The organism is Bifidobacterium sp. wkB338 (assembly GCF_003688325.1).
In the GTDB taxonomy this organism is placed as follows: Bacteria; Actinomycetota; Actinomycetes; order Actinomycetales; family Bifidobacteriaceae; genus Bombiscardovia; species Bombiscardovia polysaccharolytica.
In genome coordinates, this window is the sequence record NZ_NPOR01000049.1 from 52,507 (window position 1) to 77,008 (window position 24,502).

Consider the following 24,502-nt stretch of genomic DNA (forward strand, 5'->3'; position numbering starts at 1 on the left):
TCAATCATATAGCCAGAACCTACCTGGCCTTCTCCAGCTCAAGCAACCGGGCCGCGTGTTCCTGGATGCTCATGACCTCGTAGTCGTCCTTTTTGACCACGTCAATGGCCATCAGGGCGGCCGAGAATTCGGTGATGGTGGTGAACTGCGGCAGATCGGCAGCTATGGCGGCGACCCGGATCAGATAGCCGTCAGAGCGCGAACCCCTGGAACTGGGGGTATTGAGGATCATGTCGATGGCCCCATCCTCAATTAACTGGACCGGATTGCGGCCCATGTGCCTGACCCCATCAGCATCAGTGAAGGGCCGACCTTGCTCCTCCTCGTCGCTGATCTTGTCGACAACAGCCACGTCAAAGCCGTACCGGCGCAGGACGGAGGCCGTGCCACTGGTGGCGCAGATGCTGAAGCCCTGCTCCAGCAGACGAGCGGCCAGCATGGGCAACTGACGCTTGTCCGCATCATTGACCGACAGGAAGGCGACCCCGCCGGAGGGCAATCCGCCCTGGTAGGCGGCCAGCTGGCTCTTGGCGAAGGCGTGGGGGAAGTCCCGATCGAAGCCCATGACCTCTCCGGTGGAGCGCATCTCCGGACCCAGCAGAATGTCCACGGTCCGACCAACCGGAGTGCGGAAGCGTTTGAAGGGCAATACCGACTCTTTGACCGCCACAGGCTGACCTACACGGACCATGCCGCCGTCGCCGACAGGCAGGAGCAGGCCATTGGCTCGTTGCTGCTCGATGGTCTCCCCCACCATGATTCGCGCCGCAGCCTTGGCCAGTGCCGTACCTGTGGCTTTGGAAGCGAAAGGAACCGTCCGGGAGGCGCGGGGATTTGCCTCGATCACATAGAGGGTGTTGGCCATGAAGGCATACTGAACATTAATTAGCCCCTGAACGCCGCAACCTTGGGCTATTGCCAGGGTGGCCTGCCGCAAGCGGTTGATCTGGTCGTCGGAGAGCGTGGAGGGCGGCAGGGTGCAGGCGGCGTCACCGGAATGGACTCCGGCCTCCTCCACATGCTCCATGATCCCGCCGATATAGAGCTCCTGTCCGTCATAAAGGGCATCCACATCGATCTCGATGGCATCCTGAAGGAACTTGTCAATCAACAGAGGCGAGGGCAGCCGGCCGGAGACCACCGTATCGGCCTTGGCCTCCTCTAGGGCGCGATCCACGTAGGTGCCCAGCTGCTTGTCGTCATAGACGATCTCCATGCCTCGTCCGCCCAGTACGTAAGAGGGCCTGACCAGAACCGGATAGCCGATGGCATGTGCCGCATCCCTGGCCTCATCCAGGGAAAGAGCGGTGCCATACCGGGGGGCGTTCAGATGCTCCTTGCTGAGCACCTGGCCGAAGAGCTCACGGTTCTCGGCCAGGTCGATGGACTCGGGGCTGGTCCCCAGGATGGGCACCCCGGCTGCCTTGAGCCTGGCCGCCAGAGACAGGGGCGTCTGACCGCCCAGCTGGACGATAACCCCTTTGACAGGTCCCATGGCCTTCTCGGCCCGGTAGATCTCCAGAACATCCTCGAAAGTCAGCGGCTCGAAATAGAGCCTATCCGACATGTCATAGTCGGTGGAGACCGTCTCGGGATTGCAGTTGACCATGATGGTGTCATAGTCCTTGCCCAGCTCCTGGACGGCGTGCACGCAGGTGTAGTCGAACTCGACCCCCTGGCCGATCCGGTTGGGCCCCGAACCCAGGATGATGACCGCCTCGCGTTCACGGGGTCGCAGCTCGGACTCGTCGGCGTAGCAGGAGTAGTAGTAGGGCGTGACGGCATCGAACTCAGCTGCGCAGGTATCCACAGTCTTGTAGACAGGATGAAGGCCGAAGGCCCAGCGAAGCTCCCTGACGACCGCCTCGCCCTGGTCGCCCATACCGCGCAGGTGGGCGATCTGCAGGTCGCTCAGTCCTGATTGCTTGGCCCGGCGCAGCAGGTCATCGTCCAGGACCTCGGATTCGCGCACCTGAAGGGCCAGGTCATTGATCATGCTGATCTGTTCCAGGAACCAGGGATCGATCCTGGTGGCCTGGTGGACCTGCTCCACAGTGGCTCCGCCCCAGAAGGCCCGCTGGATCTGCAGGTAGCGGTGCTCGGTGGGGGTGTGCATGGCCTCCAACAGCTGGTCAGTCTCGGCCTGGTCAGGCCGTGGACCATCCCAGGAGAAGGTCATGTGCCGTTTGTCGATGGAGCGCATGGCCTTGCCTAAGGATTCGCGGAAGTTTCCGCCCAGCGCCATGGCCTCGCCCACGGACTTCATCGAGGTGGTCAGGGTAGTGTCCGCCCCGGGGAACTTCTCAAAGGTGAAACGCGGGATCTTGGTGACCACATAGTCGATGGTCGGTTCGAAGGAGGCAGGCGTTGAGCGGGTGATGTCGTTCTCGATCTCATCCAGAGTGTATCCCAGGGCAAGCTTGACCGCGATCTTGGCGATGGGGAAGCCGGTGGCCTTGGATGCCAGAGCCGAGGAGCGCGAAACACGGGGATTCATTTCGATGACGATGATCCGGCCATTCTTTGGGTTGACGGCGAATTGGATATTGCAGCCGCCTGTATCCACCCCCACGCCGCGGATGATGGCGATGCCGATGTCACGCATGCGCTGATACTCACGGTCTGTCAGGGTGAACACCGGGGCCACAGTGATGGAGTCACCGGTGTGCACGCCGACCGGGTCCACGTTCTCGATGGGGCAGACCACAACCACATTATCCAGGCGGTCGCGCATGAGCTCCAGCTCATACTCCTTCCACCCCTCGATGCCCTCCTCCAGAAGGATCTCATCGGTTGGCGAATAATGGATGCCGGCACCGGCGATCCGCCTCAGCTCCTCACGATCATGGGCGATTCCAGAGCCCAGGCCGCCCATGGTGAAAGAGGGACGAACCACGAGAGGGTAACCCAGTTCGGCGGCTACTGCCTCGGCCTCATCCAGGCTGTGGGCAATACGGGACTTGGCCGACTCGGCGCCGGCCTGGTCCACCACCTGCTTGAAGAGCTCGCGGTCCTCTCCCCTGTCGATGGCCTCCAGCGAAGCGCCGATCAGCTCAACCCCATAGCGCTCCAGCACGCCAGCCTTGCCCAGCTCCACGGCAGCGTTCAGAGCGGTCTGACCGCCCAGGGTGGGCAGCAGCGCATCAGGCCGCTCCTTGGCGATGATCCGCTCCAGGAAGGGCAGAGCGATGGGCTCGATGTAGGTGGCATCGGCCATCTCGGGGTCCGTCATGATGGTGGCGGGATTGGAATTGACCAGGATGACACGAATCCCCTCTTCGCGCAGCACCCGGCAGGCCTGAGTCCCCGAATAGTCGAACTCGGCCGCTTGCCCGATGACGATGGGCCCCGAGCCGATAACCATGACTGAATGGATGTCCTGCCGCTTAGGCATGTGCCTTCCCTTCCCTGGCGTCCTGCATCAAAGTGACGAACCTGTCAAACAGATAGGAGGCATCGTGCGGACCAGCCGCCGCCTCCGGATGGTACTGAACGGAGAAGGCCGGAATGTCCAAACACTCCAGACCCTCGACCACGCCGTCGTTGAGATCGACATGAGACACCCGGACACGGCCATATCGGCCTTCACCATAGGGTGAGGGCACTGGGTCCCCCTTGGGCGCCTTGACTGCGAATCCGTGATTATGAGCGGTGATCTCAACCTTGCCGGTGCTGAGATCCATTACCGGCTGATTGATGCCGCGATGACCGAATTTCAGCTTGTAGGTCTCGAAGCCCAGGGCACGGCCCAGAAGCTGGTTGCCCAGGCAGATGCCGAAGAATGGCAGTCCGGCATCCAAAACCTGCCTGAGGAGCGACACCTCCTCGTCTGCGGTCGATGGGTCGCCTGGACCGTTGGAGAAGAAAACCCCGTCAGGCCGCAGGGCCTTTATCTGCTTGATAGTGGTGTCGACGGGGAGTACGTGGACCCTGCACCCGCGCTCAGCCAGCCTGTGAGGGGTCATGGATTTGATTCCCAAATCCACCGCCGCCACCGTACAGACAGGCTCTTTCGGCTGACGGTCTCCTACTGGTTCGACGATATAGGACCTGTGCGTGCTGACCTCGCCGGTCAGATGGGACCCGCTCATCTTGGGGGCCGAACGGACCTGGTCAAGGAGTTCCTGCATGGTCCTGGGCCTGCCGCCGCCGTTAAGCATTGGGTCCGGGCCTGAAAAAATACCGGCCCGCATGACACCTGCAGAACGCAAGTGTCGCACGAGCCGGCGGGTGTCTATGTGACTGATACCGACGATGCCCTGATCGACCAGCTGGTCATGGAGACTGCCCCGGGCCCGCCAGTTGCTGACGTTGGGGCTCGGTTCCCGGACTACATACCCTGCCACCCAGATCCTGTCCGACTCCCCGTCCTGGTCATTGACACCGGTATTACCGATGTGGGGGAAGGTCTGCACAACAATCTGCCGAGCATAGCTGGGATCCGTCAGGGTTTCCTGATACCCCGTCATTCCGGTCGAGAAAACAATTTCACCTATGGTAGTGCCCACCGCTCCGAAGGCTCTCCCCTCATACACTTCCCCATCCTCAAGGATGAGCAAGGCACGATTGGAGAAACGGCTATCGGAGGTGATGGTGTTGGTGTCTTTCAGGTTCACCGAACCCCCTTGATTACCGCGGATATTCGCACCCATATTAATGACCCCTATGGATTATTTCGGCCGAACCAGCCAAAAAATGGTTGGGCAAATCTTCCAGAATAGACTGCTGGTTAACCGGTCTGAACATGGCAAAAGGCCGACCTGATGCCCTGATAGTTAGCGGGCATCGGTCGGCCTTTATCCGAATCATTGCTCAGTTGTCCAAAGGACGATCCGCATCGGGGGGCAGCTCCTCCGGCAGGGTCAGTTTCAGCTGGTCCAAGCTGGGGGCCGACTGATCGACAGTATCGTCAGGAACATGACCGGATTCCTCTCCTTCAGATCCGCTCGCTGCCGGTGCCGAATCGCTGTCAGCATGGGCATCCTCAGAGGAAACGGGCTCGGAGGCTACAATCTCTGCTTCTGCTTTATCGGATTCATCATCTGAAACATTTGCATCGGCTTCGGCATCAGCCAGGGCAGCGATCCGATCGGCTTGCTCACGACGAGCCTGATGCTCATCCTTCTCCTGCTCCAGGGCGCTGAGGACGCCGTGGATGAAGGAGGGAGCATCGGCATCCGAAAGTGTCTTGGCCAAGGACAGGGCCTCATCGATGGCCACCTTGTCAGGTACCTCGGGGTTGTAGAGCATCTCCCAGGCGGCGATACGCAGAATGTTGCGGTCAATGGCATGCATCCGGCTCAGCGGCCATCGGGTGGAATGGGTTTGCAAAGCCTCATCGATATCTCGATGATGCTCTGCCACACCCTCAACGATGGTCACCGCATAAGCAGGCAGAGGCGTCTGAGCCCCTGGCCGGACCTTACGCTCCTCCAGCAGGGAGAGGAAATCCTGGCTCTTCTCATCGGCCTCATACAGGGTATTCAAGGCCCGCTTTCGGGCTGTGGAACGTGCCATGGATGTGTGGTTTCCGCCTGGCTCAGTTCTCGCGGCCCAGGTAGGAGCCGTCTCGGGTGTCCACCTTGACCTTCTCGCCCTCGCCCACGAAGAGAGGCACTTGAATCTCGGCCCCGGTCTCCACAGTGGCGGGCTTGGTGCCGGCATTGGAGCGGTTGCCCTGCACGCCGGGCCCGGTTGCCGTCACGGTCAGCACCACGGATGCAGGCAGTTCCACGGACAGAGGGTTGCCGTCATGGAAGCTGATGATGCAGTCGGTGCCCTCAAGCAGGAAGCGCTCCTGATCGCCGACCAGGGCCTCGGGGATGTTGACCTGCTCGTAGGTGTTCATGTCCATGAAGACGAAGGAGTCCCCGTCGCGGTAGGAGTACTGCATGGTCCGGTTGTCCACGATCTCGAAGTCCATCTTCATACCCGCGTTGAAAGTGCGGTCCACAATCTTACCTGTGAGGACGTCCTTGATGGTCGTGCGCACAAAGGCCGGTCCCTTGCCGGGCTTGACGTGCTGGAACTTGATGACGGTCCAAAGCTTGCCGTCCAGGTTGATGACCGATCCGTTCTTGATGTCATTGGAAGTCTGTGCCACCTTGATACCACCTCATTCTGATGAACGTTCCTTCGGAGGGCTCCTGGCCATCTGCCGAAAGCACCGGGCCTTACAGGATCCGGCCCGCTCGCGATAAATCCTCGCCTATTATGCCACGGCGCATGAACACCACAGCTGGTCCGGCGGCGAGGCCTGCCGGAAATGGGCGGGGCCCGGAATCACAGGAAGGATTCCGGGCCCCGTCATTGGATCGCGTCGATATGCGACAAGCAATCCTACTCGATGATCTTGGTGACTCGACCTGAGCCGACCGTGTGGCCGCCTTCACGAACAGCGAAGGTCAGGCCCTCCTCCATGGCGACGGGCTGAATCAGCTCGACGGAGAAGGTGGCGTGATCGCCGGGCTGAACCATCTCCACGCCCTCGGGCAGGGTGATGACGCCGGTGACGTCGGTGGTCCGGAAGTAGAACTGCGGACGGTAGTTGGAGAAGAACGGCGAGTGGCGTCCACCCTCGTCCTTGGTCAGCACGTAGACCTCGCCCTCGAACTTGTGGTGAGGAGTCACGGTGCCGGGAGCAGCCACAACCTGGCCGCGCTCGACGTCCTCGCGGCCGATGCCGCGCAGCAGCAGACCGGTGTTGTCGCCAGCCTCAGCCTCGTCCATCTGCTTGTGGAAGGTCTCGATGGAGGTGACGGTGGTGGACTGGGTGTCACGCAGGCCGACAATCTCCACGTTGGTGTTCACGGGCAGCTTGCCACGCTCGACACGGCCGGTCACCACGGTGCCGCGGCCGGAGATGGTGAAGACATCCTCGATGGGCATCAGGAATGGCTTGTCCAGGTCGTGGACCGGGGTGGGGATGTAGTCGTCGACGGCATCCATGAGGTCCTTGATGGTCTGAACCCACTTGTCGTGGTCAGGGGCATCGTCATGCAGGGCGCCGTAGGCGGAGGTGCGGATGACGGGGCAGTCGCGGTCGAAGCCGTTCTCGTCCAGCAGATCGCGGACTTCCTCCTCGACCAGCTCGATCAGCTCTTCGTCGTCGACCATGTCGCACTTGTTCAGGGCGACCAGAATCTTCGGCACGCCGACCTGGCGGGCCAGCAACACGTGCTCACGAGTCTGGGCCATGGGGCCGTCGGTTGCGGCGACCACCAGGATGGCGCCATCCATCTGAGCAGCGCCGGTGATCATGTTCTTGACGAAGTCGGCGTGTCCAGGGCAGTCCACGTGTGCGTAATGGCGCTTGGCAGTCTGGTACTCGATGTGCGCGATGTTAATGGTGATGCCGCGCTCCTTCTCCTCAGGAGCAGCATCGATCTGAGCGAAATCGTACTCGGGGTTGACGTCCGGGTACTCCTCATGCAGCACCTTGGAGATGGCCGCGGTCAGGGTGGTCTTGCCGTGATCGACGTGGCCGATGGTGCCAATGTTAACGTGCGGCTTGGTCCGCTCGTACTTTTCCTTTGCCATTGTGTTTTGTCCTCCTGGACGTCTCGTAGGTTGCCTGCGCGAACCACGCACAGAGCACTCGCTACATATTACTGGGTTATCGGGTTCTTTGCCACTTTTGCCCTCCGCCCAGTCAGCGCTACAAGAGTGTAACGCCGACTTGTGACAGAAGAGCATTTTGGCGGCGGCCCGCCGTGGCGGCGGACCGGACCGGCATTACTCGCCTCGTTGGGCCTTGATGATCTCGTCGCTGACAGTCTTGGGAACCTCAGCATAGGAGTCCATCTGCATGGTGAACATGGCGCGCCCCTGGGTCTTGGACCTGAGGTCGCCGATGTAGCCGAACATCTCCGACAGGGGCACCTTGGCATCGATGACCTTGACGCCGGTGGCGTCGGTCATAGACTGAATGGAGCCACGACGGGAGTTGATGTCGCCCATGACGTCACCCATGTACTCCTCGGGAGTACGGACCTCGACAGCCATGATGGGCTCGAGGATGACGGGCTTGGCCTTGGGAGCGGCCTCCTTGAAGCACATGGAACCAGCGATCTTAAAGGCCATCTCCGAAGAGTCGACCTCGTGGATCTGGCCATCGGTTAGGGTCGCCTTGACGCCCACGACCGGGAAGCCTGCCAGCACACCGGACTCCATGGCCTCCTGCACACCCGCATCGACCGAAGGGATGAACTCCTTGGTGATGTGGCCGCCGGTGACCTTGTTTTCGAAGATGTAGGACTCGCCCTCGGAAGTGTCGAGGGGCTCGAAGTTCATGAGCACCTTGGCGAACTGGCCGGAACCGCCGGTCTGCTTCTTGTGGGTGTACTCCTGGTTCATGACGGGCTTGCGGATGGTCTCGCGGTAAGCCACCTGGGGCTTGCCCACGTTGCACTCCACATGGAACTCGCGGCGCATGCGGTCCACCAGGATGTCCAGCTGGAGCTCGCCCATGCCGGAGATCAGGGTCTGGCCGGACTCCTCGTCCGTCTTGACCTGGAAGGTGGGATCCTCCTCGGAAAGCTTCTGCAGGGCGATGCCCATCTTCTCCTGGTCGGCCTTGGTCTTGGGCTCCACGGCCACCTCGATCACAGGATCGGGGAAGGTCATGGATTCCAGCACCACCGGTTCCTTTTCGTCGCACAGGGTGTCACCGGTGGTGACGCTCTTGAGCCCGACGAAGGCGTAGATGTTGCCAGCAATGGCCTCGTCGACCGGATTCTCCTTGTTGGAGTGCATCTGGAAGAGCTTGCCGACGCGCTCCTTCTTATCCTTGGTGGAATCCAGGACGGTATCGCCCTGGGCCACCTTGCCGGAATAGACGCGCACGTAGATCAGCTTGCCGTAGAAGGGGTGGGTGGCCACCTTGAAGGCCAGGGCCGAGAAGGGCTCGTCCACAGTGGGCTTGCGGTCGATCTCGACGGACTCGTCGCCGATCTTGTAACCCTTGATGGCCGGCACATCCTCGGGGCTGGGCAGGTAATCCACGACCGCGTCCAGCATGGGCTGCACGCCCTTGTCCTTGAAGGCGGATCCGCAGAAGACCGGGAAGGCCGACTGCTCGATGGTCATCTTGCGCACAGCGGTGCGGATCTCCTGCTGGGAGATTTCCTCGCCGCCCAGGTACTTCTCCAGCAGATCTTCGTCCGACTCGGCCACAGCCTCGAGTAGCTCGGTGTGGTACTGCTCGGCCTTGTCCTTGAGGTCGTCAGGGATGTCGATGGTGTCGTACTTGGCGCCCAGGTCGGCCTCGTCCTTCCAGTAGTAGGCCACCATGCGCACCAGGTCGACCACGCCGTGGAAGTCGCTCTCAGCGCCGATAGGCAACTGCATGACCAGCGGCTTGACGCCCAGCTTGTCCTTGATGGTGTCCACCGAGTAGTAGAAGTCGGCGCCCAGCTTGTCCATCTTATTGATGAAGCAGATGCGGGGCACGCCATACTTGTCGGCCTGACGCCAGACGGTCTCGGACTGGGGCTCCACGCCCTCCTTGCCATCGAACACCGCCACAGCGCCATCGAGCACACGCAGGGAGCGCTCCACCTCGGCGGTGAAGTCCACGTGGCCTGGGGTGTCGATGATGTTGATCTGGTAGCGGTCCTCAGGATCGTGGGATTGACGGTTCCAGAAGGCCGTGATGGCGGCGGAGGTGATCGTGATGCCACGTTCCTTCTCCTGGTCCATCCAGTCCATGGTGGAGGCACCGTCGTGGGTCTCGCCAATCTTGTAGTTGACGCCGGTGTAGTAGAGGATACGCTCGGTCGTCGTTGTCTTGCCGGCATCGATGTGGGCCATGATGCCGATGTTGCGGACCTTGGTCAGGTCCGTGAGCACGTCTTGTGCCATAATTCCTTGTTCTCGCTCTCTTGGGATTACCAGCGATAGTGGGCGAACGCCTTGTTGGCCTCGGCCATCTTGTGGGTGTCCTCGCGGCGCTTGACCGCAGCACCCAGGCCGTTGGAGGCATCAAGGATCTCGTTGGCCAGCCGCTCCGACATGGTCTTCTCACGACGGGCGCGGCTGTAATCGGTCAGCCACCGCAACGAGAGCGTATTGGCGCGGTTCGGCTTGACCTCGACAGGGACCTGGTAGGTGGCACCGCCGACACGACGGCTGCGGACCTCCAGGCTGGGACGAATGTTGTCCAGGGCGCGCTTGAGCACGGCCACAGGCTCCTGGTCAGTCTTCTCCTTGACCTGCTCCAGGGCGGTGTAGACGATGTTCTCGGCGATGGACTTCTTGCCGTCCAGCAGGATCTTGTTGATCAGCTGGGCCACCACGGTGGAACCGTAGATGGGATCGGGCAGGAGCTGGTGCTTTTTAGCTGGTCCTTTGCGTGACATGTGTTACTTGGCCTTCTTTGCTCCGTACAGGGAACGGCCCTGCTTGCGATCCTTGACTCCCTGGGTATCCAGCGCACCGCGCACGATGTGGTAGCGCACGCCGGGCAGGTCCTTGACACGTCCGCCGCGCACCAGCACGATAGAGTGCTCCTGCAGGTTGTGGCCCTCGCCGGGGATGTAGGCGGAAACCTCAATGCCGGAGCTCAGACGGACACGGGCAACCTTACGCAGAGCCGAATTCGGCTTCTTGGGGGTGGTGGTGTAGACACGGGTGCACACGCCGCGACGCAGCGGGCTGCCCTTGAGTGCCAAAGTCTTCGACTTGCGAGGCTTGGCCTTGCGCCCTTTGCGGACGAGCTGTTCAATTGTTGGCAACTGACTCTCTCCGATTCCTTCGATGAACTTGTCTTCGTTTGCACTGCGAGACCGCCGCACCGCAGCCGCAGTCGCTCCCAGGAGGAGAGATCAGCCACTGTCCACCGGCCCGATGGCCCCTGATCCTCCTGCAGGACATTGCTGCCTGCATTCTTCGGATTCGGGAATATCCCGACAAGCTCACCTGTGACATAAGGCATGCTGCCGGCACACACGATGAAAAGTATATCACCGGGGCAGACATGGCCACGTCTACCATTTGGAAGTATGCTCTAGGCTTTGCCTACTGCGATAGCGCACCGGATCCGTTAATGGGAAGGCCCTTGCGCATACCTTATATCTACGGACATCTACAGTGCGATACCCACCTATAACGGATTCCTACATATCTGCATCAGCAAACACAGACGCCAGCAACATCAATGCCGACGTCTACTTGTCTTCTTTCTCAAGAGCCTGGCGGATGTAGTCGCGCAGGATCAGGGCATGGTTGACGGCTGGGTCCTTGGCCGCATAGACCAGTGTCGTCCGATCATGTTCGCGCACTATGCTCAGCAGATCCTCCAAGGCGGGGTTGTCGTCCAGCTCAGTGCGGTAGCGGCGTGCGAAGTCATCAAAGCGGTCCGGATCATGATGCCACCAGCGCCGCAGGTCCGGACTGGGTGCCACATCCTTGAGCCACCCGGACAAGGCTGCCCGCTCCTTGCTGACGCCCCGAGGCCAGAGCCTGTCGACCAGGATGCGGACCCCATCCCCGTCAGCGGCCTGCTCGTATACGCGTTTGATATCCACCTGACCCATCATCTGCCTCCTGAAACCAGGGACCCGTATGATTCACCACTCCTTCAACCATGATATTGACCGAATCGGCATTACGGAAGAGGCAGTGACAGCCATACAGGGGCGTAGGCTGATGAACATGCATACAGACGCAGACAGGGGCAAGGCCGCCGGATCAAAGGGCAGCAAACCGGCAAAATCGACCGGACCAGGGTCCAAGGGACGACAGTGGCGGCGTTTATGGATACCCGACCAAATAGGCGGCTGGGCCATGGCCTTGATGCCTGGCCTGGCTGGGCTGCTGGTTGGAGGCCCGACCTGGAGGAGTCTGCTGCTCATGGTCGCTTGGGCTTTCTGCTACTGCTTTGAGTTCACCGGCTCGCGGTGGATGGTCTCGCACCGAGCTGCCAGATTCGCGCCACCAGCTCTGGGATATGCCCTGCTCATGGCCGTGGCCGGGCTGATCCTACTAGTCGGCACCCCTGGGCTCCTGCGATGGGCCCCGCTCTACCTGGTGTTGGGCGTGTTGAATTTTGCAGCCGCCTGGATGCGCACGGAACGCTCCTGGTGGAACGATACGGTAGTCGTGATCGCGGCCTGCACGCTCTGCCTGATTGCCGTCTCCCTAGGGTCACGATTCCAGAAGCCGGAACCAGGTCTGGAAAGCTCCGGTGCCGGCTACTTCGGATGCCAGCCGAATCCTGCTGTGCACTGCTTCGCCAGCGGATTTTTCCCAAGCGCCGCCCTGCCGTCGCTCGGAGTGGTCAGCGCGGCTGTCTTCGCTGTGACCCAGTTCGGTTCGGTCATCTTCGTCAAAACCATGATCCGCGAGCGCGGCAAGACCTGGTGCTACCTGCTTTCGCTGGCTTGGAACCTGGCCCTCTGCCTGATCGGAGTCGCCATGGTACGCACCGCAGGATGGTGGCCTCTGTTGACGGCCCTGGTTCTGCTGGTGCGTGCGGCCCTGCTGCCTGTCATCTCCCATCGGCACCGCATTCCCATCCTGTATGTGGGCCTGGTTGAATGCGCAACCAGCCTGTTGGTCTTCATTCTGGTGATTGCGCAAGCTGACGTGATGACTGCGTCTCTGACAAGCCTGCTCGGCGCATGACTGCAGCTTCGACCACACATGTCACCCACGGGTTCGGACCAGTCTGGGATGACCGGTCCCGTGTGTTGATCCTCGGATCCATACCCAGCCCGAGTTCGCGCGAGGCTGGCTTCTACTACATGTTTCCACGCAACCGCTTCTGGCCCGTACTGGCCGCGCTCTTCGACCAGCCTGTTCCGGAGCCCGATCCGGCTGACCGCACCGAGTTCGCGCTCAAACACCGCATTGCACTTTGGGATGTCATTCAGGAATGCGACATCCACGGTGCCTCCGACGCTTCAATCACCAATGTAGTGCCTACCGACATCGCCAGTTTGCTGGACCGTGCGCCCATCGGCGCTATATTCACTACAGGACGCAAGGCCGGTCAGCTTTACCGTAGTTACTGCCTGCCGAACCTGCAGGAGAAGGGGCATCGACTGACGATGATCAATCTGCCGTCCACCAGCCCCGCCAATGCCGCTATGAGTCTGGCTGATCTGGTCAAGGCCTACCAGCCCATCAGAAAAGCGCTTGACGACAAAGATCCTGATAGACAAGATACTCGCATCGACTATGGCAAATAGACAAATACCGACAACCAAAGCCCAAGATGTTGGGAATCTTCCCAAGGATGAATTCGCCTTCCCCGGTCCAGAACGCGATCGCCTGGTGGAGGCAATCCTGGATGGGCGCAAAACTGCTACGACCAGCCTGATGGCAGAGTTCATCCACGATCATGAACCACTCCCCTCCTCCGGCCGACGAACAGTTTTGGTGGACTCAGATAACCAGCCAGTTGCCGTCCTTAGATATGCCTCGGTGAGCGTGATTCGACTGGGCGTGGTCACATGGCAGCATGTTCTGAACGAGGGAGAAGGCTATAAAAGTCCTGCGGAGTGGCGCGAGGCTCATGAGTCCTTCTGGACCTCAGAGAACATGCGACAGGCGCTGGATGATCCGGACTTCACCATCGATGACCAGACTCTGGTGGTGCTGGAAACCTTTCATGTAGAGACCATAGTCATAAACTAAGGTCCCAAAGGCAAAGCAGGGCCCTTATGGTTAACACTTCACCGGCGTGCCATGTCATACCATCGTGTATAGTTTCATCTGTTGCACTGATCCGCGACGCGGGTCGGTTCATCATGGTGGCTATAGCTCAGTCGGTAGAGCACCTGATTGTGGTTCAGGAGGTCGCGCGTTCGAGCCGCGTTAGCCACCCCACCTCAAACCCCTACTCCCGACTGGGAAGCATGGGGTTTATCATATATGCGAAATCCGTTTAATAGCCGACCTTTGTGTGCCATTTGTGTGCCAAAGTCGGCAAAAATCTAGTGACCTGCCCTACATCTGCGTCTCCCTTGTTGTCCTGGCGCCCACCACGCTAGGCTCCGCCCTCCTCCTCAGCCGCAAGGAGCTGTAATAATACGCCAATCGCCGCTCTATTGAGGGCCCGATTCACCTGCGTTGGTCTGGGCCCTCACCTACTCCAAGCAAGCCTATTCTTGCAAAGCTTGAACGAACCATGAGGTGATCGTCTGCGGGTGAGTGATGGCCGTGCCCACCACTACTGCCCACACACCTAAGCTCTTAACACGCTGAGCCTGCTCTGGCGTATGTACCCTCCCCTCACAGATCACAGGGATATCGCTAATATTGGAGACCATCGCCTCAATAAGCTCATAGTCTGGCCCATCGGTCTTCTGTCGCGCCGCAGTGTACCCAGCGAGCGTAGGAGATACGATATCGAAACCCAGATCCCTCGCCCGTCGAGCATCGTCCAAACAGCCGCAGTCAGCCATCAGCACTGCACCTTCTGAATGCAGTATTCGCACTGTTTCCGCCAGGCTCAACCCATCCGGTCGTGGCCTATCTGTGGCATCGAGAGCCACAATATCGGCTCCCGCTGCCATGCAGCACCTCGCGTGCCGCAACGTGGGCGTGATATATACGCCGGTATCTCCCTCCTTCCACAGACCTATCACGGGCACACTGACCGTTCCTTTGATAGCGGAAATATCCGAAAGTCCCTGACAGCGAATACCGCCGGCTCCCCCAGCTTGAGCAGAAAACGCGATTTGAGCCATAGTCTCCGGGTGTCGCATAGCTTCACCTGGATACGCCTGGCAGCTCACAATAAGTTGATGGTGCAATCGTTCTACTACTTTTTTCATGGGATTCTCCTGTCATCGTCAGCGTCAATCCACACGCCGCGTGCCCTGCCGCACATACCGAAGCCTTCCAAAAAGGCTTCTGCCGCCCCTATCAGCGGTGCGTCATCACCGAGATCTCCAAGCACGAGCTGGGTCGAAGCAACCGGCACTATCGCTTGCTGGGCATAACCTTTTCGCACGGCTTTCAGCCAGAGTGTTCCTGCTTGAGCGACCGATCCAGATAACACAATGACAGCCGGGTCGAGCACATTCGCGAGATTGCCTAAAGCACTGCCTAAGTATTGCCCGACTTGTTCAAGGGCTTGGCGAGCCAGAGGGTCACCTTGCCGAGCTCGAGTCGCAATCTGTGCTCCATCACAAGGATTTTCTGCCGGAGCACCGCCCAGCTGAACATATACGTGTTCAAGACCTGGCCCTGAAGCAAGAGGCTCAATGTGGCCGCGGTGTCCGCAAGAGCACACTACATCAGCAGCTGCCGGGTGACCGATGTGACCCACGTGGCCTCCCGCAGAGTGAGAGCCGTGTAGCAATTTGCCATCAAAGCTGACACCACCGCCAATACCCGTCCCGATAGCTACAAGCAAAGCCGAGTCATACCCTTGCGCAGCCCCCCATCGCACTTCTCCAAACGTGTGCGCAAGAGCATCACCCAAGACATAGACGCGTAGCCCGCTCAACTGCTTCAGCCGAGACCTCAGCGCCAGGCCTGTCCAGCCTGGTAGGATATCAGTCGCCGACACGATGCGCCCAGAGAAATCCACACAGCCGGGGCTCGCCACAGCCAAACCCACTACTACCAATTCACCATTAGGCCAGCTATGAGCTCTGTCACATAAAGTCCGCACTTCCTGGGCTACCAGATTGAGTACATGCTCACCACCCTGCGCGGCTTGCGTAGGTATGGAGTGCTGGGTGTCAGGCAGTATCACAGGTTTCGACTCATTGACTTCGACAAGAGCCGAAGCAATTTTGGTGCCTCCAATATCGACCGCAACTACTACTCGATGAAGTTCGTCCATGTCTGCGGTGACTCCTTTGCTCACAACAGCTTGAACCACGCTTGCCCTTCCTATCGACTACGTCCAAACCAGCAGTAAGACTCACTGATCCAACGCACGGTGCTCACCGTGCAAATACTCCTGGTAGCGGTCAAACAAATGTCTTGCCGACGGCCACATGGAGTGAGGCGACAAGAAGTGGGAGAATTCAAACGTAATTGCTTTGTCGACTATTCCCTCTGCCGAAGTCAACTTGTGCACCAGCTTGCGCCACTCAATCGGAGGGAACTTTATAGGCATATCGCGATCGAACGTCTCCACATTCGACCACAGGGAGAGACCGTATTTATCCGTCAGCTCCCGCATGGCGCTCAGTGTCTCAGGCAGCTCAAGCTCGTATACCGTACCGTCCTGGAAAGCGGCTACATCAATAAGGCCCGAGTATGCCTTGAAAATCTCATCCCACTGGGTCACGATTTCCTTGAGCGACCGTGGCGAGGGCGCAGGCAGAGAGTATCCTAAGCTCATGTCATACCTGCCCAGCCAATACGGCGACGAGAGAATAGGCAGGTCCTGCGTCTGCCGGCAGAGTTTAGCAAGCGATGTATTGAGCTCAATAATGCGCTGACCCGAGTCGTAGGTCTCATGAGGTAGATACCAGCCAGCAAATGACTTGTGGGAACCATAGCGATGCCACACTTCGGGAATATAGTCCCGATTGACCTCTACTTCACCCTTCCAGTCGTTGCGATTCCAGTACACTCCAGAGTCGTACAGACCGAAGTAAAACTTGATGTTGCGCTCGTCGGCCAAGCTCAAAAAGAGCTCGGGCATATCCATATACACCGGTATGGTCTTCACTTGAGCCGAGATAACCTTCGAGGGATGCGAGAGCCGAGGACCCCAACCCGAGCGGATGAGAATAACCGTGTCGATACCCGCTTCGACATAGGTGTCAAACTCCTGCGTCCACTCTTTGACTCCCCAGTTGTGACCGGCAATGTCTGCCGTCACCTCATCTAGGAATGTTCCGGTGATACGTAGCGGTTCTGTCATGAGAAACTCCAATATAAATAGAATTATTGATTACTGTGCTTTATTTCGGTAAAAAGATCCGGCAAGTATGATGTCTAAACTATTTGAGACCTCCCAACGAAGCGCCTTCAACAAAGTAACGCTGGCCAATGAGGAAGATAATGAACGTCGGAATAGTGAACATTGTGCAGGCCGCCATGAGCGGGGCCCAGTCGGTACCGTGCGAGGAGAAGAACGAATACATACCCATGGAAATGGTGTAGAGGTCTTGATCGCGCAGGTAGATGAGCGGCCCCATAAAGTCGGTCCAAGTGCCCACGAATTGGAAAAGCCCTACCGTAATCAGTGCCGGCTTCGCCATCGGCATGACGATGCGGAAGAGAATCCTAAACTCCCCTGCCCCATCCACACGGGCCGCCTCGATATATTCCATAGGAATGCCGAGGAAGAACTGGCGGAGCATGTAAATATAGAAGGAGGAGCCGAAGAACTGTGGGATGATGAGCGGCCAGAAGGTGCCCACTAAGTTGAGCTGATCCCACATAATATAGACCGGTACCAGCGTGACCTGCGAGGGCAGCATCATCGTGGAAAGCACCAGCAGGAGCACTAGATTGCGCCCTCTCCAACGCAACTTCGAGAGCGAATAGGCCACAATCGGGCAGGTGAGCAACGTCGCGCCCACATTGAAAGCCACTAAAATAAGTGTATTGCCGAAGTATTTCAGCAAGGGAGCCTGAGCGAAGGCAGCGCCATAGTTAGAAAAATCGAGCGTCTTGGGAAAGACCGACGCCCCTACTTCACGGGCTGGGGTCAACGAAGTCGCTACCATGACCACCAGTGGAATACCGAAGAGCAGAAGCACACCGACGATCCCCACCAAACTGAGGAACCGTGTGCGGTAGGAGCGCAGGCTCCGACTGTTCCAATCCTTGTGGTGCACGCCGGGCAGCTCTACCCGTTGTTTGCTGGTCTTGCTCGAGGGCGTTGAGCGGAACAACACTGTCCGAGGAACAGCCATACTTGATTTAGTGTGCAGCATCTTCATCTACACCTTTCGACAGTCGGAGAATAACGGCGGTGAGAATCAAAGCAATAATGAAGAGGATCCACGCCAGCGCCGAAGCATACCCCATCTTGAAGTAGGAGAACGCGTTCTGATACAGGTAGACCGCGTACGTGAGCCAGGTTTCATCTGGCCCTCCGGTAGACATGTTGAAACCACCCGAACCCAGTAAATATGGGATAGTGAAGTTCTGCAGACCTCCCAGCAAGCCCGCAATCAGCTGAAAGACCGTGACGGGAGCTATAGCCGGTAGCGTGACGTAGCGAAAACGACGCAGTACGCCGCAGCCATCCAACGCTGCGGCCTCCATCAGCTCACGGGGCACATCACGCAGGGCAGCCAGATAAATCACCGTGGTGCCACCTACGGTCCACAAGGAGATCAGAATAACAGCGGGTCGTGTCCAAGCCGGATCGAGCAGCCAGTTGGGTGCCGGTATGCCTAGTTTGGTCAACACAACATTGATCAGTCCATACTTGCCATTGAACATCCAGCGCCACAGGTAGGCCACTACGGCGGAAGGAATGATGGCGGGGATGTACGAGAGAGCACGGGCGAGTCCTCGGGCCGGCGCCTCCTTCAAGTTCAGGATCAGGGCCACGCCCAGTGCAAATGCGAGGCCCAGGGGCACGCCGATGAACGTCAGGTAAGCCGTGTTTTCCAGGGACTTATAAAAACGAGGATCGGCAAAAACCGATTGGTAGTTGTGCATACCCACCCATTTGGGCGCCGTCATGATATTGAAATCGGTAAACGAGTAGTACAACGACGCAATCATCGGTCCGATAGTAAACAGCACTAAACCGATGAGGAAAGGCATAGCGAAGCCCAAACCGTAGCGCCTCTCATTCTTGCTGCTCCCTTTTGGTTTGCCGGCCTTGCCTTGTCGGCCTCGCCGGGTAATCGCACTGGAGTTGCGCTGCGCCTGAGTGTTGTGGGCTGCACCCGCTGAAATCTGTGCGTCTGACACGAATATCACACCTCCTCGTGTGAGACTCCGCAGGCTGCAAGACCACTGTTTAGGCAGCCTGCGGAGTCAATCTAGAGCAAAATAGTTGATGGGACCATTCCACCCGTCTGTTTCCTATTGCTTGTAGGCTTTGGCCTTTTCCGCCACCGACTGCATAGCCTGCTCTGGGCTCGCCTGTCCAGCCTGAATCTGTGTAAAGGCCGCAGAGAGATCCTGCCCATATTGAGTGCTGAACTTAGTGGAATAACTCGGCACGGCTAACTTTGACTTAGCAGCCGCCAGGAACACGTCGAAGTTCGGCAGATCAGAATATGTTGTGTCGCTGAGTAACGAAGTGCGTCCAGGCAAGTTAGCCAACGTATGTGTAAACTCAAGCATCGGCTTTTTGCCTAGGAAATACTTCATGAACTCCCAAGCTTCCTTGGGGTGAGCGGAGTTCTTCGGGATGAACAAGTTGGACAGGTCCAAACGTGTAGTGCCCTTGAGCTCTGGCTTATCGGCAGGATATGGCAGAGCTGCGGCCCCCCAGTTGAGCTTCGGTGCCAGGCGACGGATGAACGCCGACTGCCAGTTGCCATCAATCAGAGTCGCAATTTGCCCGGTGTAGAAGGGGTATTGAGCCGTGCCGTACTCACCGAAACCTGACTGGAAGTCTTGCAGGTTTTTAGCACCGAACTTCTTGATTACATGCTCAACCCACCAGTTCAACGCCTCTATATTGCGTGGGTTGGTTGGTGAAGCCTTGCCGTCCTCGGTGTACCAACTGCCCCCATAGGCCTGGACGAGCAGCTGCAGGTCCACCGAAGAGTTGGTGCCCAACCGCTCGACCTTGTCTCCGTTGAGCTTACTAACTGTGTCGATGACTTTAGCAAAATCGTCGAACGTCTCGGGAGGGTTGGTAATGCCAGCCTCTTTGAGCTCGTCCTTGTTGTACAGCAACTGATAGATATTCGCTGCCACGGGTAGAGCGTAGAGCTTAGAATCAAAGGAATTGTTTTTGATTGCGGCTGGAAGGAAGTCGGAAGTATCATACTTGTCGGCTTTAATATAGTCGTCCAGCCCCAAGAGCACGCCGCTGTTTGCCCAATCGACAATCTGCGAATTGCCTGTGTTGGAAATATCAAACTGAGGGTTTTTGCCCTGCATCGACAGCACCTGTGCCTGCTGATCTGCGGACGAGGTTCCTTTGACTGAGATCTTGCTCTGAGAAGCGTTGAAATCCTTGATGATCTTCTCAACGGCTTTCGCTTCGTCGCCCGTCCACAGGTACGAGAATCGTACGGTGACTTTTCCCTCCTTGTCTGTGCCGGTCGTGTTGGTGGGCCCAAAGCCAGCGCATCCTGCTAAGGAGACACTCGCCAAGGTAGCCACAGCGGCCACTGCTAGCTTCCTGGCTATATGGTGTACGTGTTTCATTGGTATATACCTTTCTTCGCTTTTTTCAACATCTTCGTTGGAGTCAACGTGTATCGTTTACTGACATTGCCGCCTTCGACCAGACGGAAGATTCATCAATCCTCTCTGACTACTACTTTGGCACCCTTGCCGGTTATACCTTATAAAAGACCGGTCAGACGGCCTGAAAGCACAGAAACCTTAACCCTGCGATACACAGAGCAAGCACCGCACTTTCAACCAACTGACTTTCCGTAACCATCAGTTTTTATGCTAGAGGGCTCGTCTATGGAATGCAATATTGGTATCTACCAATTATTTGTCTGCAACCATTGCGCTACGGAGTCGCTTCAGTCTCGCTTGACCGCATAATGAAGCATGTATTTATCTCCCCTGTAGAGAGATGTAGTCGTCTCGATGCGTCTTCCCTTGGCATCAAAGGTTACGCGGACGATTTTCAAAGCCGGTGAATAGGGCGCTACTTGCAACAGCTTAACGTCACCCGGCTCAAGCACCACAGGAGAAACTACCTGATCTGCCCATACCGGAAGCAGTCCATATTTGCGTTGCAGCACATCATAAAAGGAACCAGTGATATTCTGCTTCTCAATATCCGGTACGTACTCAAGCGGGACGGTCACCTCTTCCAGGCACATGGGCTCGCCATCAGCCAAGCGCAGGCGTCGTAAGATGTACACGTCAGCCCCAGGCGATACTTTGAGACGCCAAGAAGCCTCCCGATCTGCCTGCGCCCGCTCATGCAAAAGCACCCTGGAGGATGGAACCATGCCCCTCGCTCGAATATCTTCAGAAAACGAAGTGAGCTTTAGCGACTTTACAATTCCTGGCTCGACAGTATATGTACCGCCGCCTTGCACCTTGTATAAAACGTTGTCTGCTTCGAGTTTTCCTATGGCCTTGCGAATCGTAACGCGACTAGCCTTGAACTCTTCGGCCAACTTGCGCTCAGGTGGAATCACCGAGTTTGAAGGGCGGCCCGCTATATATTTGCGATAAATAGCATCGCGTATCTTCATATATTTGGGCCGTGTATCTTCCTGGTCACGCCGGTCTTCGTCATCGCTGAACGTTTGGTCATCCATAGGCCGATCAGAACCATACAAACCGCTCTTGCCCAAAAACAGCTCCTCAGCAGTTACCTGCATCTGTTCGCCCTCTTTCCCAGAACGGCGCCACACCGCCCACAGCCATGCGAAACAGTTTGGCGCTTATAACGCAGTTATAAAGGGATTGAGCTTTACAAGCATGAGACACTTATTCCACCTTAACTTCAGAGATCATCGTCCAAGCCCAGCCAGCCCCGTCACCTGGTAATAGAATCCGCAGAGCAGTAACTTGATGGTAGCGCAAATCGGCAATGTCAAGACGGACTCCACCATAACCGAATGACGTTTGTTCCCGGCGCCCCTGCACGTCCACCCACTGATTCGCGATTTTTACCTGAGCCGTGAACCTAGTGGGTGCCACAATCCCGTAGGATCCAGCATTGAGAGTATAGACAGAAATGGTATTAACATCTATCTGTTCAGCGGCATCAAATCGAAGTGCAACAGCTTCGTTTGCCGGCCAACCCGAGATCTCTTTCCAAGCAAAGTCATCAGTGTATCTTCCGTCCGTAAGACGTAGCCCATCGTCCGAATAATTGTCTAAATCACCTGGAGCTCGTGCTAACCGGTAGCTGAAATCGATGGGATTGCCAGCGCTATCAACGACTTGCAGTTCAGAGAGCATAGCCCAAGAATTCGTAGAGAACCCAATATTGATATAACGTGCCTCGACTGGGGTACCAGTGGCTTCGATATATCCATCTTGGTTTGTACATGTAATCTCGGTAGCTGTTAGACAAGAGATGCCAGGCACTGTTGGCAATGATTCTCCTCCGACTGGCGCGTGCTTTGCAATGACATGCGGAGCCGAAAAAGGCCAGCTCGCCAATAATGGAGACGTGCCCGTACCGCTACCCATCAGCGTAGGGGTATTTGAAAAAGTAGCTACAGGATTTAGCGGCCAATTGACAGCTGCATCACTTCCGCCCTGCGTATAGACTTTTACGGCTCCTACCCGGTGTACACTGCCTAAATCGATATTGATTACTGCTTTTCCCGGATTAGAGTTCCAGCCCACATTTCGCCCAGAAGACCAGCCTGCAGTCGATATTTCGCCATCGTGAAGCATATGAGAAGTCTTATCTGGATACGATGCAGGCTTAGGCTTACCTGACTCCACCACCGTATACGCGTTGGCTAGCCCGTTCTGAGTCACAGGATCGAGCGAACGATCGCCTACTATTCTCACAATCGGAGGCTTACTCAGCGGGGAGCGTTGGGCCGTAGTCAGTATTAACCTGATCGTCTGCTTGCCAGGGTTGACTCGGGTATTATCAAAACTCACAACCACACCCTGAATGTCGTCTGCCAAGCTGTCACCCCTCGGCCTTGTGGCCCAGGCCAGCTGTTTCCATCCACCGTTGGCAGTCTGAACTTGGAGTTGTACCTCGCCCCGCCAATACTGCTGGTGTTCAGCAAAGTCAATACGTATGCTATTGAACTTTTTCAGATCCACTTCGCGCGCAACGTACATTCGTTGATTGTCGCTCTGCCCGACTGATTGTTTCGCTTCCGCAGCTTTGATGTCTACATCCGGAGAAGGGATGCGCTTGCCAGAGACGTAGTCAGCCAATGCATCATAGACTGAACGCTGCGATGGATTGCTGCTGGTCGTGATACCACAAGAGCCAAAGCCCTCTCCCAAAAAAGCAGCAGACACTCCATCCTGGTAACCGTAGGCAGAACCGCTTGCTAGATACTGCATAGCCATAACTTGTTCTGTTGCCAACCGGCTGCACCCGCGGAATTCAAGTTCAACCCCTAAACCGTATTTTTGAGCAGCCACTGCTGTTTCTTGCAACCTCGATGCGTTGACTTCACCACCATCCAGCGGTGAGTGGAAGGCATAGGAGGGCTGCATGACAGCAACGTCGAAACCATACTCTTTCCAAGACTGCCAGCCCAATCCTTTGTAATAGGGGATGAACAAATATTTAAGACCGCTGTTATGGACTCCTTGCGCATCGCTGGCAATTATGTGCTGCTCATAAGGAGGAACGTCTTCACGCATCCTGTATAAGCCCCACAGAGCAAGATGTGCATAGCGCTTTTGGCTAAATCGTTGGCTCACTGTACTGGCAAACCACTGGGCCACAGCCTGCCGATCTTGGGCACTCGACAAATCGCGGTCAGAGCCGTTTACTTGGCCGAAAGAGTTGACGCTGGGATTCATCCACGGCATCATAACTATAATCGAGCGTCGAGATTGCTGAGGAGCTCCAGCATTTTGTGCAGCCAAGTCTGCTTGTTCGGCAGCTTTTTCGAAGGTATCAATAGGGCCACCCGTGCTAAACCACTGGTTGATAAGCGTCTGCCAATCCGACAATGTTGTTGCACCGTAATCAGTTTGTTTCCCATTGATCGTAAAACGCAATAAAACTGCCGCATCGAACATGGACGCTCTGGGAATGAGCTTACCGGTGTTATCAACACGATTAAATAAAGGCAGAACTGCTCGCTCGTCCAACTGGTCATCAGCATATACCAGCGCCGCATGGTGAAAGCCAACCGCCTCTGGCTTGGGGTACCCCGTCGATTGCTCGCTGGACATGCTTTGAGCCCTAGCGGGAGATATCGCAACAAGTAGACAGAAAGCAACAGATATAAGGGCCACAGTGGAAAAAACAAATAATCGATAAGCTTTTCCCGACATAGTTACTCCTCAATGACGGTTTCGCGCTGTTTTGTTACTCACATCAGGGACATCATAGTTTCTACTGCTCGCTTGGTGGTGTAACGACATTTGCACCGATAGAGCAATATTCCTTATACAAATCAACACTCAAAGCATATACTGCAAAGAAAACGGAGCTCAATATTGGTCTATACCAATATTGAGCTCTTCTCATTAACTTATCTATTACAAAGCAATATATAGCACTCGTCTATGCTGATAACACACGGCAGCAAAACTACTGCTGAGAACGGCGACGTTGGAATTTACTCGCCCAATGGTTGGGGGGTCACACTTCGGTAGGAATCGAACGGGGCGAGCTGGGGGCCGGATGACCTGTCATCAGAGTTAGAACCAGTTTAAGTTAGGATGGTGACACGAGAGGCGACCGCAGAAGCGATGCCAGTCATTGTATCTTCTAAAGCCACACATGCATCCATTTGATCTGGTTCAATGC

General features: G+C 57.1%; 20 protein-coding genes and 1 tRNA gene. 4 read left to right on the forward strand and 17 right to left on the reverse strand.

Annotated elements, in window-relative coordinates; translation table 11 throughout:
- Window positions 1-19: 19 nt before the first annotated feature.
- The 9 genes from carB to CI603_RS08835 all read right to left on the reverse strand — a co-directional run bounded on the left by carB (window position 20) and on the right by CI603_RS08835 (window position 11,534).
- Window positions 20-3,394 (reverse strand): carbamoyl-phosphate synthase large subunit, encoded by a 3,375-nt coding sequence (gene carB, locus CI603_RS08790; RefSeq protein WP_121913833.1) that lies wholly within the window; start codon window positions 3,392-3,394, stop codon window positions 20-22.
- Entirely contained in the window at window positions 3,387-4,616 is a 1,230-nt protein-coding gene (gene carA / locus CI603_RS08795) for a glutamine-hydrolyzing carbamoyl-phosphate synthase small subunit (RefSeq protein ID WP_121913834.1), read from the reverse strand. The genes carB and carA overlap by 8 nt, the downstream gene beginning before the upstream one ends.
- Before the next feature lie 196 nt (window positions 4,617-4,812).
- Window positions 4,813-5,517, reverse strand: a complete 705-nt coding sequence (gene nusB, locus CI603_RS08800) for a transcription antitermination factor NusB (RefSeq protein WP_121913835.1) — start codon at window positions 5,515-5,517, stop codon at window positions 4,813-4,815.
- A 22-nt stretch (window positions 5,518-5,539) separates the two neighbouring features.
- The gene (efp, locus tag CI603_RS08805) at window positions 5,540-6,103 is read right to left on the reverse strand and encodes an elongation factor P (RefSeq protein ID WP_121913836.1); all 564 of its coding nucleotides are present in this window, start codon (window positions 6,101-6,103) and stop codon (window positions 5,540-5,542) included.
- A gap of 236 nt (window positions 6,104-6,339) precedes the next feature.
- Window positions 6,340-7,539, reverse strand: coding sequence for an elongation factor Tu (gene tuf / locus CI603_RS08810; protein WP_015022138.1), 1,200 nt, complete (start codon window positions 7,537-7,539; stop codon window positions 6,340-6,342).
- A gap of 195 nt (window positions 7,540-7,734) precedes the next feature.
- A complete protein-coding gene (gene fusA / locus CI603_RS08820; RefSeq protein ID WP_046323140.1) occupies window positions 7,735-9,861 on the reverse strand; it encodes an elongation factor G in 2,127 nt (708 codons plus the stop codon).
- 26 nt (window positions 9,862-9,887) lie between these two features.
- Window positions 9,888-10,358, reverse strand: coding sequence for a 30S ribosomal protein S7 (gene rpsG, locus CI603_RS08825; RefSeq protein WP_015022140.1), 471 nt, complete (start codon window positions 10,356-10,358; stop codon window positions 9,888-9,890).
- Between the two features lie 3 nt (window positions 10,359-10,361).
- Window positions 10,362-10,733 (reverse strand): 30S ribosomal protein S12, encoded by a 372-nt coding sequence (rpsL, locus tag CI603_RS08830; protein WP_015022141.1) that lies wholly within the window; start codon window positions 10,731-10,733, stop codon window positions 10,362-10,364.
- 432 nt (window positions 10,734-11,165) lie between these two features.
- The gene (locus CI603_RS08835) at window positions 11,166-11,534 is read right to left on the reverse strand and encodes a DUF488 domain-containing protein (protein WP_046323832.1); all 369 of its coding nucleotides are present in this window, start codon (window positions 11,532-11,534) and stop codon (window positions 11,166-11,168) included.
- Between the two features lie 112 nt (window positions 11,535-11,646).
- Here CI603_RS08835 and CI603_RS08840 point away from each other — a divergent pair, with 112 nt between their 5' ends.
- The 4 genes from CI603_RS08840 (at window position 11,647) to CI603_RS08855 (ending at window position 13,830) form a co-directional block, all read left to right on the forward strand.
- Window positions 11,647-12,624, forward strand: coding sequence for a YwiC-like family protein (locus CI603_RS08840; protein ID WP_183122310.1), 978 nt, complete (start codon window positions 11,647-11,649; stop codon window positions 12,622-12,624).
- On the forward strand, window positions 12,621-13,190 hold the full coding sequence (locus CI603_RS08845) for a DNA-deoxyinosine glycosylase (protein ID WP_121913838.1): 570 nt from the start codon (window positions 12,621-12,623) through the stop codon (window positions 13,188-13,190). The genes CI603_RS08840 and CI603_RS08845 overlap by 4 nt, the downstream gene beginning before the upstream one ends.
- Window positions 13,180-13,638: an ASCH domain-containing protein gene (locus CI603_RS08850; RefSeq protein WP_121913839.1), complete on the forward strand. Its 459-nt coding sequence runs from the start codon at window positions 13,180-13,182 to the stop codon at window positions 13,636-13,638. Before CI603_RS08845 ends, CI603_RS08850 begins: the two co-directional genes overlap by 11 nt.
- Before the next feature lie 116 nt (window positions 13,639-13,754).
- Window positions 13,755-13,830: transfer RNA gene (locus tag CI603_RS08855), tRNA-His, on the forward strand.
- 275 nt (window positions 13,831-14,105) lie between these two features.
- On the opposite strand, the gene CI603_RS08860 is transcribed toward CI603_RS08855, so the two are convergent.
- The 8 genes from CI603_RS08860 to CI603_RS08895 all read right to left on the reverse strand — a co-directional run bounded on the left by CI603_RS08860 (window position 14,106) and on the right by CI603_RS08895 (window position 23,922).
- The gene (locus tag CI603_RS08860) at window positions 14,106-14,780 is read right to left on the reverse strand and encodes an N-acetylmannosamine-6-phosphate 2-epimerase (RefSeq protein WP_046323144.1); all 675 of its coding nucleotides are present in this window, start codon (window positions 14,778-14,780) and stop codon (window positions 14,106-14,108) included.
- Window positions 14,777-15,799, reverse strand: a complete 1,023-nt coding sequence (locus CI603_RS08865; RefSeq protein ID WP_121913840.1) for an ROK family protein — start codon at window positions 15,797-15,799, stop codon at window positions 14,777-14,779. Before CI603_RS08865 ends, CI603_RS08860 begins: the two co-directional genes overlap by 4 nt.
- 81 nt (window positions 15,800-15,880) lie before the next feature.
- Window positions 15,881-16,834, reverse strand: coding sequence for a DUF4434 domain-containing protein (locus CI603_RS08870; RefSeq protein WP_110425517.1), 954 nt, complete (start codon window positions 16,832-16,834; stop codon window positions 15,881-15,883).
- Window positions 16,835-16,913: 79 nt separating this feature from the next.
- Window positions 16,914-17,861: a carbohydrate ABC transporter permease gene (locus tag CI603_RS08875; RefSeq protein WP_121913841.1), complete on the reverse strand. Its 948-nt coding sequence runs from the start codon at window positions 17,859-17,861 to the stop codon at window positions 16,914-16,916.
- Window positions 17,842-18,849: a carbohydrate ABC transporter permease gene (locus CI603_RS08880; protein ID WP_211119716.1), complete on the reverse strand. Its 1,008-nt coding sequence runs from the start codon at window positions 18,847-18,849 to the stop codon at window positions 17,842-17,844. Before CI603_RS08880 ends, CI603_RS08875 begins: the two co-directional genes overlap by 20 nt.
- 114 nt (window positions 18,850-18,963) lie before the next feature.
- On the reverse strand, window positions 18,964-20,265 hold the full coding sequence (locus tag CI603_RS08885; protein ID WP_121913842.1) for an ABC transporter substrate-binding protein: 1,302 nt from the start codon (window positions 20,263-20,265) through the stop codon (window positions 18,964-18,966).
- A 329-nt stretch (window positions 20,266-20,594) separates the two neighbouring features.
- Window positions 20,595-21,410 (reverse strand): GntR family transcriptional regulator, encoded by an 816-nt coding sequence (locus CI603_RS08890; protein WP_121913843.1) that lies wholly within the window; start codon window positions 21,408-21,410, stop codon window positions 20,595-20,597.
- A 109-nt stretch (window positions 21,411-21,519) separates the two neighbouring features.
- Complete coding sequence (locus tag CI603_RS08895; RefSeq protein ID WP_183122311.1) at window positions 21,520-23,922, reverse strand: DUF4855 domain-containing protein; 2,403 nt, start codon at window positions 23,920-23,922, stop codon at window positions 21,520-21,522.
- Between the last annotated feature and the right edge of the window lie 580 nt (window positions 23,923-24,502).